Source organism: Nitrosomonas sp. sh817, from assembly GCF_030908545.1.
Lineage (GTDB): Bacteria > Pseudomonadota > Gammaproteobacteria > Burkholderiales > Nitrosomonadaceae > Nitrosomonas.
This window is the reverse complement of sequence record NZ_CP133083.1, coordinates 216,958-232,622: the sequence shown is the minus strand read 5'-3', so window position 1 is coordinate 232,622 and position 15,665 is coordinate 216,958. Positions and strand designations below refer to the sequence as shown.

The 15,665-nt window shown below is 48.3% G+C and carries 14 protein-coding genes; 9 read left to right on the top strand and 5 right to left on the bottom strand.

The window, feature by feature from the left end:
• Positions 1 to 8: 8 nt before the first annotated feature.
• On the bottom strand, positions 9 to 1,232 hold the full coding sequence (locus RBH92_RS01190) for a type II secretion system F family protein (protein ID WP_307932914.1): 1,224 nt from the start codon (positions 1,230 to 1,232) through the stop codon (positions 9 to 11).
• Between the two features lie 184 nt (positions 1,233 to 1,416).
• Positions 1,417 to 2,310 (bottom strand): SDR family oxidoreductase, encoded by an 894-nt coding sequence (locus tag RBH92_RS01185; protein WP_307932913.1) that lies wholly within the window; start codon positions 2,308 to 2,310, stop codon positions 1,417 to 1,419.
• A 44-nt stretch (positions 2,311 to 2,354) separates the two neighbouring features.
• Here RBH92_RS01185 and RBH92_RS01180 point away from each other — a divergent pair, with 44 nt between their 5' ends.
• Entirely contained in the window at positions 2,355 to 3,413 is a 1,059-nt protein-coding gene (locus RBH92_RS01180; protein WP_307932912.1) for a CDP-6-deoxy-delta-3,4-glucoseen reductase, read from the top strand.
• On the opposite strand, the gene RBH92_RS01175 is transcribed toward RBH92_RS01180, so the two are convergent.
• From RBH92_RS01175 to hemC, 3 genes are all read right to left on the bottom strand, one after another.
• A complete protein-coding gene (locus tag RBH92_RS01175; RefSeq protein WP_307932911.1) occupies positions 3,410 to 4,585 on the bottom strand; it encodes a heme biosynthesis HemY N-terminal domain-containing protein in 1,176 nt (391 codons plus the stop codon). The genes RBH92_RS01180 and RBH92_RS01175 overlap by 4 nt on opposite strands.
• A gap of 148 nt (positions 4,586 to 4,733) precedes the next feature.
• The gene (locus tag RBH92_RS01170; RefSeq protein ID WP_307932910.1) at positions 4,734 to 5,534 is read right to left on the bottom strand and encodes a uroporphyrinogen-III synthase; all 801 of its coding nucleotides are present in this window, start codon (positions 5,532 to 5,534) and stop codon (positions 4,734 to 4,736) included.
• Entirely contained in the window at positions 5,534 to 6,487 is a 954-nt protein-coding gene (gene hemC, locus RBH92_RS01165; RefSeq protein WP_307932909.1) for a hydroxymethylbilane synthase, read from the bottom strand. Before hemC ends, RBH92_RS01170 begins: the two co-directional genes overlap by 1 nt.
• A gap of 123 nt (positions 6,488 to 6,610) precedes the next feature.
• Between hemC and ppc the strand changes: the two genes are divergently transcribed.
• The 8 genes from ppc (at position 6,611) to RBH92_RS01125 (ending at position 15,646) form a co-directional block, all read left to right on the top strand.
• Positions 6,611 to 9,415 carry a phosphoenolpyruvate carboxylase gene (ppc, locus tag RBH92_RS01160; RefSeq protein WP_307932908.1) on the top strand — a complete coding sequence of 935 codons (2,805 nt, stop codon included), beginning with the start codon at positions 6,611 to 6,613 and terminating at the stop codon, positions 9,413 to 9,415.
• 57 nt (positions 9,416 to 9,472) lie between these two features.
• A complete protein-coding gene (locus RBH92_RS01155; RefSeq protein WP_307932907.1) occupies positions 9,473 to 10,777 on the top strand; it encodes a M16 family metallopeptidase in 1,305 nt (434 codons plus the stop codon).
• A 10-nt stretch (positions 10,778 to 10,787) separates the two neighbouring features.
• Entirely contained in the window at positions 10,788 to 11,342 is a 555-nt protein-coding gene (rsmD, locus tag RBH92_RS01150; RefSeq protein WP_307932906.1) for a 16S rRNA (guanine(966)-N(2))-methyltransferase RsmD, read from the top strand.
• Entirely contained in the window at positions 11,335 to 11,820 is a 486-nt protein-coding gene (gene coaD / locus RBH92_RS01145; RefSeq protein ID WP_307932905.1) for a pantetheine-phosphate adenylyltransferase, read from the top strand. The genes rsmD and coaD overlap by 8 nt, the downstream gene beginning before the upstream one ends.
• Before the next feature lie 8 nt (positions 11,821 to 11,828).
• Positions 11,829 to 12,101 carry a YfhL family 4Fe-4S dicluster ferredoxin gene (locus tag RBH92_RS01140; RefSeq protein WP_292925599.1) on the top strand — a complete coding sequence of 91 codons (273 nt, stop codon included), beginning with the start codon at positions 11,829 to 11,831 and terminating at the stop codon, positions 12,099 to 12,101.
• Positions 12,102 to 12,331: 230 nt separating this feature from the next.
• Positions 12,332 to 13,174 (top strand): HDOD domain-containing protein, encoded by an 843-nt coding sequence (locus RBH92_RS01135; protein WP_307932904.1) that lies wholly within the window; start codon positions 12,332 to 12,334, stop codon positions 13,172 to 13,174.
• 39 nt (positions 13,175 to 13,213) lie between these two features.
• Positions 13,214 to 14,464, top strand: coding sequence for an EAL and HDOD domain-containing protein (locus RBH92_RS01130; protein ID WP_307932903.1), 1,251 nt, complete (start codon positions 13,214 to 13,216; stop codon positions 14,462 to 14,464).
• 138 nt (positions 14,465 to 14,602) lie between these two features.
• Complete coding sequence (locus RBH92_RS01125; protein WP_307932902.1) at positions 14,603 to 15,646, top strand: type IV pilus twitching motility protein PilT; 1,044 nt, start codon at positions 14,603 to 14,605, stop codon at positions 15,644 to 15,646.
• The last annotated feature ends 19 nt before the right edge of the window (positions 15,647 to 15,665 follow it).

Below are 15,665 nucleotides of genomic sequence, written 5' to 3'. Positions count from 1 at the left end.
TCTGAGCTTTAACTAACGACAGAACCCATCTTGAAAATGGGTAAATACATGGCGACCACCATACCGCCGATCAATGTTCCCAAAACAACCATAATCATTGGTTCCATCAAACTTGAAAGTGCGGCAACCGCATCATCCACTTCCGCTTCGTAGAAATCGGCGATTTTACCCAACATCGAATCCAGCGACCCCGCCTCCTCACCAATGGCCACCATTTGGATGACCATGCTTGGAAAGACATTAACACCAGCCATCGAAGCCATCAAGCTATTACCAGTACTGACCTCTAGCTGAATGCTCTTGGTTGCTTCATAATAAACATAATTTCCAGCCGCGCCAGCGACGGAATCTAATGAATCAACTAATGGAACCCCCGCTGCGAACATTGTTGAAAGTGTACGAGACCAACGTGCAATAGTAGCTTTACGGATGACCTCTCCAAAAATCGGCAGTTTTAACATGAAACGATCCATAATACGTTGCATCGGAACCGATCTCTTCCATGCATACAGGAATCCATAGACTCCGCCGCCAACAATCCCAAAAATGGCCCACCAATAATCCACAAAAAAATCAGAGACTGTCATGACTAGAAGTGTCGGAGCCGGCAACTCGGCACCGAAACCTTCAAACAAATCTTTAAAAGCCGGAATCACAAAAATCATTATCACGGCAGTAATGATAAAAGCCACTGCGATGATTGAAATCGGATAGAAAAGCGCGGATTTAATTTTTCCCTTGATCGCCTGAATTTTTTCTTTATAGGTTGCTAGCCGATCTAAAATACTATCGAGTATCCCTGCGGCCTCGCCCGCTCCAACAAGGTTACAATAGAGCGCATCAAAGTAAAGTGGATATTTTCGAAATGCATCCGTCAAGTTACTACCTGTTTCCACATCTGTTTTTATATCAATCAATAACCTACTTACAGCGCGGTTGGTATGTCCTCTGGCAACGATATCGAAAGCTTGTAATAACGGCACGCCGGACTTCATCATGGTTGCCAATTGACGCGTAAAGAGCGTAATGTCTTTATCGGTGATCTTACCGCCGGACTGGGTTTTCTTTATTTTTGTTACTTTTATTCCTTGCCGGCGCAATGTCGCAGTCACAACGACAGTTCCAGCAGCCCGCATTTCTCCTTTTAGTTGTTTCCCTGTTTTATCTTTACCTTCCCACGAATAATTAATTTCTTTCAGTTTCTTTTCTGATTGTGCAATTAGGGTCGCCATAAATATAACTCCTTAAAACCCGGGAATCCATAGAATCAACTGAACCCCAAACAGGCAAAACTAACTTCGCTCAAACTTGAAGAAATCGCTGATGGTTATTCAAAGTTGTCCCGGGTTAACGGCACAGTTTAAAGTCTTACTGAGAAAAAAATCGAAAGGAAACTATGCTTGCATCCATAATCTGCTAATTACCTCGCGATGCAGCTTTAATGCCTTCGCCCACAGTCGGGTACACAAATTTAACGTGTAATTCTTTTTTTATCCGAAGATTATTGAGAATCCTTGATTCGTTCATGAAAGATAGCATCGCAGGAGAAATCTGTTGCTGTGCTTGATTGCGAGTAATACGAGGAGGTCGAGGCAATCCGAAATGATCAGCGACCAGATCAAAATATTGCCCCATCCTAAGCTGTGAATCATCACTCGCATGATAGACCCGATGGGGTTTTCCATGATAGATGGCAGCACAAATAATTCGAGCGAGGTCATCCGCATGAATATGATTCGTAAAACTATCCTCGACATCGATAAGTGCCGGATGTCCCTCTCGCAAACGACTCAAGGGCAATCGGTTCTCTGCATAAATACCCGGCACGCGTAAAATTGATACACTCACATGTTCCCGCTGCCCCCAGCGGCGTATCTGTTTTTCAGCATCGACTCTACGAATCGCACGTTCATTTACAGGTCGAGTTGGATATGTTTCATCGATTAAGGCGCCATGGCAGTCACCATACACCCCGCTGGTACTGATATAGATAAGCCGTTGTGGTAAAATCCGATAAAGGTTTTTGTGTGATCCGCTCAATGCGGATAGTAAATGCGCCGTTCTGCGGTCTTGTAATCCATATCCAGGCGGCGGAGCTAAATGCAAAACTATTTGCACAATTCCGGCAAGTTTTTTTAGAGTCTTCGGAAAATCGAGATCTCCATAAATTGGGATAATGCCGTGTGATCGCAAGCGATCAATGCTTTTCGCATTACGATACAAGCCAAGCACCCGGTATTTATCTTTTAATAATGGTGCTGTTCTCAGAGCAACATCACCACAACCAACAATTAATAGCGTTTTTTTCATAAAAATAATTTTTCTTATTTACAATCAATATTAATTAGCGCTCAATGTCGCATCAAATCATCATCCAACCTAGCGGACAGGTGTTATCTGCAGAACCTGGTGAAACCATTCTTGAAGCAGCACTCCGTGAAGGTTTTGCACTACCTTACGGTTGCCGGAATGGATCTTGCGGAGTTTGTAAGGGAAAAATCATCCAAGGAAAAGTCGATTATGGTCACCATAGCGATGAAGCTTTGACAGCAGATGAAAAGAAATCAGGCAGCGCCTTATTCTGTTGCGCCGTTCCACTATCCGACTTGATCATTGAATGCCATGAAATCGACGCTACCAAAGGCATACAAATTAAGACATTGCCGTGCCGTGTGCAAAAACTCGAACTTGTCGCCCCGGATGTAATGGTTATTTCTCTCAAACTTCCCGCGAATCAACGATTGCAATTCCTAGCGGGCCAATACATCGACATCCTTCTCAAAGATGGTAAACGCCGCAGCTTCTCTCTAGCCAACCCGCCTCATGACGATGAGTTATTACAATTACACGCGCGCAACTATCCAGGCGGAGCTTTTACTGAGTACGTTTTTAGCCACATGAAGGTTAAAGACATACTTCGGTTTACCGGCCCTCTCGGATCATTCTTTTTGCGCGAAGCTGCCGATGAAAAAGCTACCTCGATCATTTTCCTGGCAAGCGGTACTGGATTTGCGCCGATCAAAAGCATTCTTGAACATGTTTTTCACCATGAGAATCATCGGAATCACAAGCGCAAAATGATCCTTTATTGGGGTGCTCGTACCAAGGCCGATTTATATTTAGCCGATCTAGCCGCTAGCTGGCAGCAACACGAGAACTTTTCATTTGTTCCGGTATTATCGGAGCCATCAGTTACCGACAACTGGAAAGGAAGAACTGGTTTAGTGCACGAAGCGGTCATGCAAGACTTCGAGACTTTAGCGATGCAACAAGTGTATGCTTGTGGCGCGCCCGCAATGGTTAAAGCCGCTTATCAAGACTTCGTCAGCTATCGCAATTTACCAAAAGATGCTTTCTTCTCCGATGTATTCACACCTTCAACCAGCAATCCTTCCGTTGTGCAAAAAACTTAGCTTAAATGCTCCAAAGTCAATTCAAGCCCTTTGTTATAGTGACTCATTGCCAGCTCATGCTTACCCAACTTCTCGTGCAACTGGGCCAACGCAAAATGCGCTTTATGTCCCGACTCAACCGATAAGCTGGCTTCCAAATAATTCTGCGCCTTGCCCCACAGCTCACAATGCGTACATAATTTACCCAAAGTCAATAATAGTTGCGCATTATTAGGCTGGGATCTCAGCCAAACCTCAGCACACTCAATTTGTCTGTGCACGTGATAATCCAAACATTCCGAATACAGTGCTATCAATTCGTCGTCCCAGGTCATGGGAACGTTTTGCTCAATAATATGATGCGCCATGGTACAGTTTCCTAGCGAAACATAAGCACGAACTGCCGCGACAGAAATTTTGCTATCCATTTTCTCAATCGGAGAGATACTTTGCCAATACTGGTTCAATGACTGTAAATCAGTAGCCCTGCTGCGGATATTTTCTATTTGCGCCTCGTGCTTAATCTTTTTTACGAGCGCTTTATTGGTCGAAACACGCTTTGCAAGAATCTCAGCCAGTTCAATCACGGCATCCCAATTGCCCGCTTGTTTCTGCGCCTCCAATTCCAATTGTAAAACAGCGGTTGATTGCAATCCTCCTTCAGAATACAGAGAATGCAAAGTATTTAAGGCATCTTGATACCGTCCCTCATCCAACAGAAACTCTGTTTTGGCTGCAAGGCACAGCGATTTCTCCTCAGGCGCTTCCGCCAGTGCCGCTTTGAGATATTGATCACGCTCTGTTGCCGCGCCCAATACCTGCGCTGACCGGGCAGCAATCACTGCACCGAGTGCTTTGGCAATCGATGAGTCTGCTAGCTTCGACGCAATTGCAGCATTTTTTTGTGCTTTAATAAAATCACCGTCAAAATAAGCTTTCAATCCCGAAAGTAACATTTCGTCCGTTTTTTTATGCCGATGCCGTTCGCTGAACTGAAATATCCCGAGAATCAGCCGGACAAGAATGTAAAATACAAAAAAGGCTACGATAGCGCCAATAACGAAGTGATCAAGCGACAGTTCAATTTGATAGGGCGGCATTTCGAGCAAAGCTCGCCCGGTCAGATCCTTAGCAGCTAAAGTAACAGCTACAGCGGCAGCAAAAAGCGCCAATAGCCAGAGTATCAGTTTCATATATTCCCCTCATTGCAGTAGAGTCGATCATTGTTAATGTTGAACTACAGATTGCAAAATTACATAAATACCAAAAACAAGTGCAAACGACCAATCCCGATATTTTGGTTACGCATTCTTATTAGTCTGAATGCTTTTTTATGCCACATTATGCGGTGTTATTTTCAGCCGGTTGAAAATATGTCCGGATACTTTCCATGACTCCGGCATCGCCAGGCGACGGCGCTATAACAATTTTTTCCAACCCCAATTGTTTAGCTGCTTGCGCAATTCGTTCATGCGTTGTAATTACCGGTGTTACTTTCAGTAATTGTTGGCCAAGCTCCCCTATTATGTCAAATAAATTATGAAGCCCTTCACTGCTGGTAACAACCACCGCATGAAGCTGGCCTTGCGACCAGACCGATAGCAATGATGTGGTATCAATCATAGGTTTCTTGCGGACATAACATTCGGCATATTCAACAGCTGCGCCACGTTGCTTGAGTGTATCCCCCAACAATTGGCGCCCGCCAAGGCCACGGAAAATAACAACACGCTTACCCGCCATCTCATCAAACTCTTTGCATTCGAGCAGAGCTTCGCTATCAAACTTATCTTTGGGGATCAAAACGTCGCCGATACCGTATTGCATCAAGCTATCTGCAGTACCTTTGCCGACTGCGGCTATTCTCAAGTGAGAAGGCAAGATAGATCGTGCGGTTATTAACGGCATCGCTTTGTTAACCGCATTGGGACTGACGAATATCGCCCAATCGAATTCATTCAGCCGGTCGATTATTTCGTATAACGGAGACAAATCAGCGACATCCGCTATTTCCAATGTCGGAAGCACGATTGGATTGCCGCCTAATGAACGAATACTTGCCGCGAGAGCGGTCGACTGATGCAATGGCCGGGTCACCAGTATATTCAGTCCGGCGAGTTGTTTATTATCCGAAAATGTCATTACCATCCATCTGCCGGCACTAAAGCGGCTAGAATCTCATCGGCGCCATCCGCAATCAATTTCTGAGCCAACTGCTGCCCCATTGTAATGCCCGTTTCCGGCTCTCCCGCCAAAGCACCAGTAACCATGCGCTGACCGTCCGGTTGCGCAACAAAGCCGCGCAATTGAAGCGAGCCCTCGATAATTTCGGCAAAAGCACCCAAGGGCACCTGGCAACTGCCTCCCAGCACACGGCTCATGGAACGCTCGGCCTCGACGCAATAGGCTGTTTCCTGGTGATGAAGCGGTTGCAACAGCTCAACCAAATCGGTGCGATCCGCCCGGCACTCGATCCCCAGCGCGCCTTGTCCGACTGCCGGCAAACTTTGCTCAGGGTGCAGCAACGCGGTAATGCGATCAGAGAGTTCAAGGCGTTTCAAACCAGCCGCTGCCAATATAATTGCCGAGTATTGCGCTTCATCCAGCTTGCGTAACCGGGTTTGCACGTTGCCGCGTAATGGTTGCACTTGAAGATGAGGAAAACGCGCACGCAATTGGCTTTCACGCCGCAGGCTCGAAGTTCCGACAACACTGCCGTGCGGCAATGCATCCAAAGAAGCGTAACGATTCGAAACAAACGCATCGCGCGGATCTTCCCGTTCTGTAATCGCGGCCAGCTGAAAACCTTCAGGCACATTCATGGGCATGTCTTTCATGGAATGCACCGCGATATCTGCGCGGCCATCTTCCAAAGCTTGCTCAAGCTCCTTGATAAACAAGCCTTTTCCGCCAATCTTTGATAACGATTGATCAAGTATCTGATCCCCGCGCGTTGTCATACCAAGTATGCTGATTTCAGTTTGCGGGTATAATTCGCCTAAACGCTTCTGGATATGTTTGGCTTGCCACATTGCAAGCAGACTTTCCCGGGAAGCAATGACAATTTTCCGGGGTATTGATAGTAAATTGGGCATTACGATATAAGATGAAAAAAATTCAAGAAATTCCTAATGGAGATAATTTTAGCATGGCTGGTGCTCACTTGGCTTGCAGCAAGTATACGCCGGGTTCATTTTTAACCGTGGAAGTGTCATGAAATGGAAGCTGCTGATTCAGGAAAAAATAGTGTGAGTGATAACGTATCAGACGACAAAGATCTACCCTTGCGCGAAGATATCCGTTTTCTTGGGCGCATGCTGGGTGACACATTGCGCGAACAAGATGGGGATAATGCTTTTGAGTTAGTCGAGAATATCCGTCAAACCGCGATCCGTTTTCACCGTGATCAGGATCCCGTTGCGCGCCAAGAATTGGATACGCTGCTGAAGCGTTTAAGCGATGACGACTCATTGCCGGTTGTGCGCGCATTCAGTTATTTTTCGCTGCTTTCGAATATCGCTGAAGATGTTCATCATAACCGGCGCCGGCGCGCGCACCTGCGCGCCGGATCGCCGCTTCAGGAAGGCAGTTTGACACTGGCGCTTGAACGCGTGTTGTCCAGCAACAACAATGCGCCGTCTATCCTTTTTGATTTCTTTAAGAAAGCGGTTGTTTCACCGGTTCTAACAGCGCATCCGACAGAAGTGCAGCGCCGGAGTATATTGGATTGCCAGCTGACCATTGAGCGGCTGTTAAGAGAACGGGCGCGAACGGAGCTGACACCCAACGAATTACGTCATAATGAAGAAAACTTACGTGCGACCATCGAGATTCTGTGGCAAACACGCATGCTACGGCCAAGCCGGCTGTCGGTTAACGATGAAATCGAGAACGGCTTGGCTTTTTACAGTTATACGTTCTTATCCGAAATTCCTTATATTTATGCAAAAATCGAGGATTTTCTTGAACGCCGCCTGAATCAGAAAGATATTCCTGCGGTTACCTCTTTCCTTCGGATCGGCAGTTGGATTGGCGGCGATCGCGACGGCAATCCATTTGTCACGCACGATGTGATGGTACGGGCTGTTGAGCGCCAATCATCGGTTGCGTTGGCTTATTACATAGATACGACGCAAAAAATCGGCCGCTCAATGAGCTTAACCGAACAATTGGTAAGCGTCAGCGATGACGTCAAGCAATTGGTGGCCAGCGCGCCTGATATTCCCAACCGGTCTGATGAGCCCTATCGCCGGATCTTTCTCAGTATCGCTGCACGCCTGGTTGCAACCGCGCAACAATTCGGACACCAAGTATTGCAACTGAGTACCGCTGAAAAGCGGGAACCGTATCCCGATTGTGCAGAATTTCTGCACGATCTCGATATCATCATCGCATCGCTGAAACAGCACAAATCCGCCTGGATCGCCCGGGGAGCGCTACGCAATTTGCGGCGCGCCGCTGACGTGTTCGGATTTCATTTGACCCCGCTGGATATGCGGCAGCACAGCAAGATCCACGAGCAAGTGGTCAGCGAATTATACGAACATCACACCGGCACAAGCGGTTACGCGCAACTGGATGAAACCCGGCGCATCGAGTGGCTGTTGCATGAAATCAGCCAACCCCGCCCGACACTGCCGTCATACGACGGCTTTTCCGAACTGGCGCAATCGGAATTATCCATTCTGCACTGCGCAGCCGACATTCACCGGCGATTTGGACGCGCTGCACTGCCGAATTACATTATTTCCATGACAACCAACATTATCAATGTCCTGGAAGTTGCTTATTTGCTGCAGCAGGTCGGCCTATTACAAAGCGGCGAAACTCCACAATTACACCTTAATATCATTCCATTGTTCGAAACCATCTCGGACTTGCGCAACTGCAACAAAATCATAGATCAGTTATTCTCATTGCCTTATTACCGCAAACTGCTGAATTCGCGCGGTAATGTACAGGAAGTAATGCTCGGCTACTCAGACAGCAACAAAGACGGCGGTTTTATCACCTCGAACTGGGAAATTTATAAAGCGGAAATCGAGCTTACAAAAATTTTTGCCAAGCACCGGATTGAATTGCGATTGTTTCACGGTCGTGGCGGCACCGTAGGCCGTGGCGGCGGGCCAAGTTACCAAAGTATCCTGGCGCAACCGCCCGGCAGCGTAAACGGCCAAATACGCCTGACCGAACAAGGTGAAGTCATCAGCAGCAAATACGCGGAACCCGAAATCGGACGGCGCAATCTGGAAACCCTGGTGGCGGCAACGATAGAGGCGACATTACTGAGCCATGACTCACTCGGCGCGAATTCGGATCGCTATTATCCCGTCATGGAAAAGCTGGCATCCGCGTCTTTCGCGGCTTACCGGAATCTTGTCTATGAAACACCGGGATTCAAGCAATTCTTTCTGGAATCGACGCCAATCCGGGAAATGTCGGGTTTGCATATCGGCAGCCGCCCGCCCTCACGAAAAAACTCCGATGCCATCGAAGATCTCCGAGCAATTCCTTGGGTATTCAGCTGGAGTCTTAGCCGGATGATGCTGCCAGGGTGGTACGGCTTTGGCCATGCGGTGGAAGCATTTGTAATGCAGCCGGGAGAATCCGGTCATAACGGACTGATGTTGTTACAGGAAATGTACCGGGAATGGCCGTTCATGCAAACGCTATTGTCGAACATGGATATGGTGCTCGCCAAAACGGATATGGGTATTGCTTCCCGCTATGCCGAATTAGTCGAGGATGAAGCATTGCGCCAGCAGATTTTCAAACGGATTCAGGAGGAACGTGACAGAAGCCAGAAGTGGTTGTTCGCGATCACCGGCCATACGGAATTACTGCAAGATAACCCGACACTGGCGCGCAGCATCCGGAACAGAACACCTTACATCGATCCGCTGAATCATTTGCAGGTGGAATTGCTGCGCCGGTACCGCTCCGGAGAAGATAGCGACGAAGTCAAACGTTCCATCCATCTGACGATCAATGGCGTCACAGCGGGGCTTCGCAATAGCGGTTAAGTGAAACCCGGGTTTCAATAATATTTGCGCTTAATAAGCGCACTTAAGGAGATTTTAGTGCAAGTCAAGCAATTCCTCTTCGCCCTATTGATTATTTTCCTCTCGCCCTGCGCATTGGCTTCGTTATCGATTCAATACTGGGAAACATCCAGCGGCGCACGGGTGTATTTCGTGGAAAATCGTGATCTGCCGATTTTGGACGTCAGTGTCGAATTCGCTGCGGGCAGCAGCATGGACACACCCGGTAAATCCGGGCGCGCCAATCTCGTGCAGCATTTGCTAAGTCTGGGAGCCGGCGGATTATCGGAAGATCAGATTGCCACCACGCTTGCAGATGTCGGCGCTCAGCTAAAAAGCCAATTCGACCGGGATCGCGCCGGTGTCTCATTGCGGGCGCTCAGCAGCATCAAAGAACGGACGCAAGCACTGGACGTATTCGCACGCATTATCCAGCAACCTGAATTTCCCAAAGACATCGTGACGCGCGAAAAAACGCGAATTATTGCCAGCATCAAGGAATCAAGCACCAAGCCGGACTATATCGGCGATCGTGAACTGATGAAAATGTTATACGGGCAGCACCCTTACGGACTCAATGAAGCGGGTGAAATCGAAACGCTTAGCCGCTTGCAGCGGGAAGATCTGATCGCATTTTACCGTTCCCATTACGTTGCAAAGAACGCGATCATCGCGATGATCGGTGATGTAACCCGGCAAGAAGCGGTTGCTATTGCAGAGCGATTAACCGAGAAACTGCCCGCTAAAGATGCGGAAACAACGATCTCCGCTGTAGCCATCCCGCCGGCTGGCGTTAAGCGGATACCGCATCCGGCAGCCCAAAGCCACATCCAACTGGCCTATCCGGGACTACGACGGAATGATCCCGACTACTTTCCGTTGTTGGTTGGAAATCATATTTTAGGAGGCGGGGGGTTTGTTTCCCGTCTGATGGAGGAAGTCCGGCAGCAACGCGGTTTGGCTTATAGCGTTTACAGTTTCTTTTCTCCTTATCAAGAACAAGGACCTTTCTTAGTCGGCCTGCAAACTAAAAAAGAACAATCCGAGGATGCGTTCGCGCTGGTACAGCAGGTATTGAAGAATTTTGTCGAGAACGGCCCGACCGAAGAGGAGTTAGTAGCTGCAAAGCAAAATATCATCGGCGGCTTTCCATTGCGCATCGACAGCAACAACAAAATATTAGGATTCCTATCGGTGATCGGCTTTTATCAACTGCCGCTGACGTTTTTAACGGATTATCTGGTGGCCGTTGAAGCAGTAACTATCGAGCAAATCCGGCAGGCCTTTCAGCGCAGAATTCAACCGGACGGCATGGTCGCCGTCATCGTTGGCGCGATGGAATAGTTCGTTTGCGATGTCGCCACCCCGGGGGAAAATCCGCATTATCGGCGGCCAGTGGCGCAGCAGGCTGTTAACTTTTCCTGAGCGTCCGGATCTGAGACCCACTGCCAACCGGATTCGTGAAACGGTTTTTAATTGGCTTGGTCAGGATTTAAGTGACCTGACTTGCCTAGATCTGTTTGCAGGCAGCGGCGCATTAGGCTTTGAAGCCGCATCCCGGGGCGCTGCATTGGTCGTCATGGTGGATAAGGATGCCAAAAATATTCAAGCATTGCAGGAAAACAAGGAAAAATTGCAAGCCGGTCAGGTGGAACTGGTAATGATGGACGCATTCAAGTTTCTAAATTCCGATACCCGTACATTCGATGTCATTTTTCTTGACCCGCCTTACCGCGCAGAATTAACTGACCAAATCATGCCTTTACTGCCACCGCATCTCAAGCAGAACGGACTCGTTTACACCGAAGCCAATCGCGACTGGGTTACGGATCAGCAATGGCGCGCTTTTCGGAGTGCCAAAGCAGGATCGGTTCATTACAAACTGATGGAGTATGTTAATCATGGATAAAGCCATTTATCCCGGGACATTTGATCCGATTACACGAGGTCACGAAGATCTTGTCCGGCGAGCATCGCGACTGTTTGACCAAGTCGTGGTAGCGGTGGCAGTCAGCAGCAGCAAGAAGCCTTTTTTCACATTGGAAGAACGAGTGGCGATGGCGCAGCAAGTGCTATCCGACTGCGCTAATGTTAAAATCCTGGCTTTTTCCGGTTTGTTGATGAATTTTCTGCAACAACAAGATGCACGGATTATTCTGCGCGGCTTGCGCGCCGCTTCGGATTTTGAATATGAATTTCAAATGGCGGGCATGAACCGCAGCATGTATCCGGATGTTGAAACGTTATTTATGACGCCATCCGAGCAATATATGTTTATTTCCGCAACGATAGTCCGTGAGATCGCTTCTTTAGGCGGTCATGCGGATGCTTTTGTGCATCCGCTGGTGGCACAAAAGCTGCGTGACAAAATAACCCGATCTTTTTAAATGTAATCATGGCATTAATCATTACTGACGAATGTATCAACTGCGATGTCTGCGAACCCGAGTGTCCGAACGGCGCTATTTCGCAAGGCGAAGAAATTTACCAGATCAATCCGGACTCATGCACCGAATGCGTCGGGCACTACGACGTACCGCAATGCGTGGAAGTCTGTCCGGTTGATTGCATCATAACCAACCCCGACAAAATAGAAAGCAAGGAACAACTCCACGCAAAATATCTCGGGCTGATTTCCGGCAAGTCCGCAGAAAACAAAGCCAAGTAGCACGGCCCCGGCCTTTCTTTTTGAAATCCGGTCATTTTCACCGTTTAATCCGCAACATCATTCCTAACCGCTTGCATTAATCTAATGCAGGAATAATCCTGCCTCGCAGATTGATCATTCCCTTCATAATTTTGATAGATCAAACCGGAGCTTATTGTCTCAAAAAGCAATAACGCAATCCCTCTATCAAACCTGATGAAGCGTTAATTAATTCACTTTGTTTAATTCAAATGGATCCACAAACGATAGTCGCGAACGTTCGCTCAATCTTTTCTTTACCCGACGTGATCATACGCGTCAACGAGCTGATCGACTCAGGCGAAGCAACCAATTCCGAATTGGAACGTGTGATTTCCAGCGATCCCGCATTGACGGCAAAATTACTGAAGTTCGCCAATAGCTCTTATTTCGGCTTCTCCGGGAAAGTAGAAAATATTTCAAAAGCCATTTCCATCATTGGTCATAAAGAATTGCGCAACATCGTCATCGCCACTTCCGTGACTTCCGCCTTCAAGGGAATTTCCACCGAACTGGTCGACATGGATGCCTTCTGGAATCATAGTATTACTTGCGGCGTGACAGCGCGGTTACTCTCGTCCAGCGTTGCCGGCCGGGAACGATTCTTTATTGCCGGCTTGTTGCATGCCGTTGGGCGATTGGTGCTTTTTAATCAATATCCGAAAGAGTCCGTTGAAGTGCTGAGTTACATGAATAAGGGAGAAGACGCGGTTGCGGCGGCTGAACGTAAGATTTTCGGTTTCACCCAGGCGCAGCTCGGTGCGGAGCTTCTAAAACAATGGAAATTACCGCCCAATATCTGGAAATTGGTCGAATGCCAATGTAATTCCCCGAAAGACAAAGAATTTGAATACGATGCAAAAACACTGTGCGCCGCCATCTATATCGCCATGTCGATCAGCCCTTGCACCAATCAGCAAGTCACCCTGGATAAAACCATATCCGATCGGGCCTTCGCGTTATGGAGCGATCTGGGACTCACCGCTGAGATTGTTGAATCGCTGATGACGGTCGCCAAATTGCAGGTGACCGAAATCATGAATGTCATACGCTAGGAATAAAAATCAGGGAAAACAGGCAACACTGGAGAACTTATGAAGGAAGTTTATCTTGGCAGGCTGCCGATTCTTGACTGCAAGCAAAAATTGGTTGCTTATGAGCTTTTGTTCCGCGCCAATCCCGATAACGCTGTCCTCGTGTCAGACAATTCCGCCGCTTCCGCCAATGTGATCATTGATACCTACGGCCAGTTAGGTATCGAAAACGTCATTGGAAAACGGCGCGGCTTTATCAAGGTCGATACCGAGATGCTCATGCATGATGCCATCTGCATGCTCCCGAATAAACATGTCGTTTTCGAAATCTTAAGAAACATCGAAATCACCGACGAACTGATCGACCGTTGTACCTTCCTGAAACATAAAGGCTATCAACTGGCGCTTTCCAATGTGGTGGACATTGATAGCCGTCTGGACCGGCTCATGCCGCTGATCAATGTCGTGAAGGTAAACGTTGCTGCCTTGAGTCAGGAAAAACTCACTGATCTGATAAAAACATTGCGACGCTGGCCGGTACTATTGTTAGCGGAAAAAGTGGAAAGCCTGGAAATCGCCAAGCAGTGCATCGCGTTAAATTTTCAGATGCTGCAAGGCTTCTATTTTGCGCAACCGGAAATTATTTCAGGAAAGCGCGTCGACCCTTCCAAATTATCGCTGTTAAAACTATTGTTGCTGGTCGTGCGCGACAGCGAAGTCGGCGAAATCGAAAACGAACTCAAATATCAGCCCGGCCTGAGCTATAACCTGTTGCGCATGGTCAATTCCGCCGCGAGCGGCCTGCCCAGCACGATCAATTCGATCAAGCGAGCGATCATGATTATCGGCCGCAAGCAATTGCAGCGCTGGGTGCAAATATTGCTCTACGCCGCAAAACAACGAGATGGCAGCACTTCGGATGCGCTCATGCAAGTGGCGACAGTCCGCGGTAAATTGCTCGAATCGATCGCAAAAGCCGATCGCCCGCACGACAAAAATCACCAAGACCGGGCTTTCATGGTCGGAATTCTCTCATTATTGGACACCTTGCTCGGCATGGAAATGTCCGAGCTGGTCGGAACGCTCAGCATCCAGAAAGACATGAGCGAAGCACTGGTTTCCCGGCGCGGATACCTGGGGCGGCAGCTGGCACTGATCGAAGCTTATGAAAAAGGCGAAATCGAAATTGTCACTGCCATGTTGGCTGACTTCGGTTTTCTCAGTCTGAACGATTTCACCGCAATGGAACTGGAAGCGACCACTTGGGCGAATCGAATCAGTGACACTCTAAATCAAACATCCAAAACATAATCTTCGTTGATCCGCTTCGCTTAATTTTTAGCGTTTCGTACCGTTGACGGCTGAGTCATTCAGTTCCAACCGTTTAATCAGGACCCACAGCTTTCCAAACATGTCATTTAATAATGACTAGCCATAAGAGGTATCACGATGAATATTGTAGAGTTGCTCGCATTCGTAGTTAAAAACAACGCTTCGGATCTTCACCTATCCGCCGGCATGCCGCCGATGATCCGCGTGCACGGCGATATCCGCCGCATCAACTTACCGGAAATGGATCACAAGGAAGTGCATGCGATGGTGTACGACATCATGAACGACAGCCAGCGCAAATTTTACGAAGAAAACCTGGAATGCGACTTCTCCTTTGCCATCCCCAATCTGGCGCGTTTCCGTGTCAATGCTTTCAATACCCAGCGTGGCGCGGCAGCGGTGATGCGGACGATTCCTTCGAAAGTTCTTAGCCTGGAAGACTTAAGAGCACCGAAAATATTCGCCGAGATCGCCAAACAACCACGCGGCGTGGTCTTGGTCACCGGCCCGACCGGTTCGGGTAAATCGACCACGCTGGCGGCGATGATCAACGACATCAACGAAAATGAATACGGCCATATCCTGACGCTGGAAGATCCGATCGAATTCGTGCACGAAAGCAAAAAGTGCCTGATCAACCAACGCGAAGTCGGCCGGGATACGCACAGTTTCTCCAATGCTCTGCGCTCCGCGCTGCGGGAAGACCCGGACATCATTCTGGTCGGTGAGATGCGCGATCTGGAAACCATCCGTTTGGCGATGACGGCGGCTGAAACCGGTCACTTGGTTTTCGGCACATTGCATACCAGCTCGGCCGCTAAAACGATTGATCGTGTCATCGACGTATTCCCGGCGGAAGAAAAAGAAATGATCCGGGCGATGCTGTCGGAATCGCTACGTGCGGTTATTTCGCAGGCTCTGCTCAAAACCAAGGATGGCAAAGGCCGGGTTGCGGCGCACGAAATCATGATCGGTACCCCGGCAATCCGCAATCTGATCCGTGAAGGTAAAGTCGCACAAATGTATTCCGCGATTCAAACCGGGCAGAACGCCGGGATGCAAACGCTGGATCAGAATTTGAATGATCTGGTTAAACGCAATCTCATTTCCGTCGCCGACGCCAGAGCGCAAGCCGTCAACAAAGACAATTTCAGAATCTAATCACACCATCCGGGAAATC

Excerpts from the sequence above, each read along its gene's own strand:
- hemC (WP_307932909.1), bottom strand. The coding sequence starts at position 6,487 with ATGCCCAATTTACTATCAATACCCCGGAAAATTGTCATTGCTTCCCGG.
- RBH92_RS01180 (WP_307932912.1), top strand. The coding sequence starts at position 2,355 with ATGTCGCATCAAATCATCATCCAACCTAGCGGACAGGTGTTATCTGCA.
- RBH92_RS01130 (WP_307932903.1), top strand. The coding sequence starts at position 13,214 with ATGAAGGAAGTTTATCTTGGCAGGCTGCCGATTCTTGACTGCAAGCAA.
- RBH92_RS01125 (WP_307932902.1), top strand. The coding sequence starts at position 14,603 with ATGAATATTGTAGAGTTGCTCGCATTCGTAGTTAAAAACAACGCTTCG.
- RBH92_RS01175 (WP_307932911.1), bottom strand. The coding sequence starts at position 4,585 with ATGAAACTGATACTCTGGCTATTGGCGCTTTTTGCTGCCGCTGTAGCT.
- RBH92_RS01140 (WP_292925599.1), top strand. The coding sequence starts at position 11,829 with ATGGCATTAATCATTACTGACGAATGTATCAACTGCGATGTCTGCGAA.
- RBH92_RS01135 (WP_307932904.1), top strand. The coding sequence starts at position 12,332 with ATGGATCCACAAACGATAGTCGCGAACGTTCGCTCAATCTTTTCTTTA.
- coaD (WP_307932905.1), top strand. The coding sequence starts at position 11,335 with ATGGATAAAGCCATTTATCCCGGGACATTTGATCCGATTACACGAGGT.
- rsmD (WP_307932906.1), top strand. The coding sequence starts at position 10,788 with ATGTCGCCACCCCGGGGGAAAATCCGCATTATCGGCGGCCAGTGGCGC.
- RBH92_RS01170 (WP_307932910.1), bottom strand. The coding sequence starts at position 5,534 with ATGACATTTTCGGATAATAAACAACTCGCCGGACTGAATATACTGGTG.
- RBH92_RS01185 (WP_307932913.1), bottom strand. The coding sequence starts at position 2,310 with ATGAAAAAAACGCTATTAATTGTTGGTTGTGGTGATGTTGCTCTGAGA.
- RBH92_RS01190 (WP_307932914.1), bottom strand. The coding sequence starts at position 1,232 with ATGGCGACCCTAATTGCACAATCAGAAAAGAAACTGAAAGAAATTAAT.
- ppc (WP_307932908.1), top strand. The coding sequence starts at position 6,611 with ATGGAAGCTGCTGATTCAGGAAAAAATAGTGTGAGTGATAACGTATCA.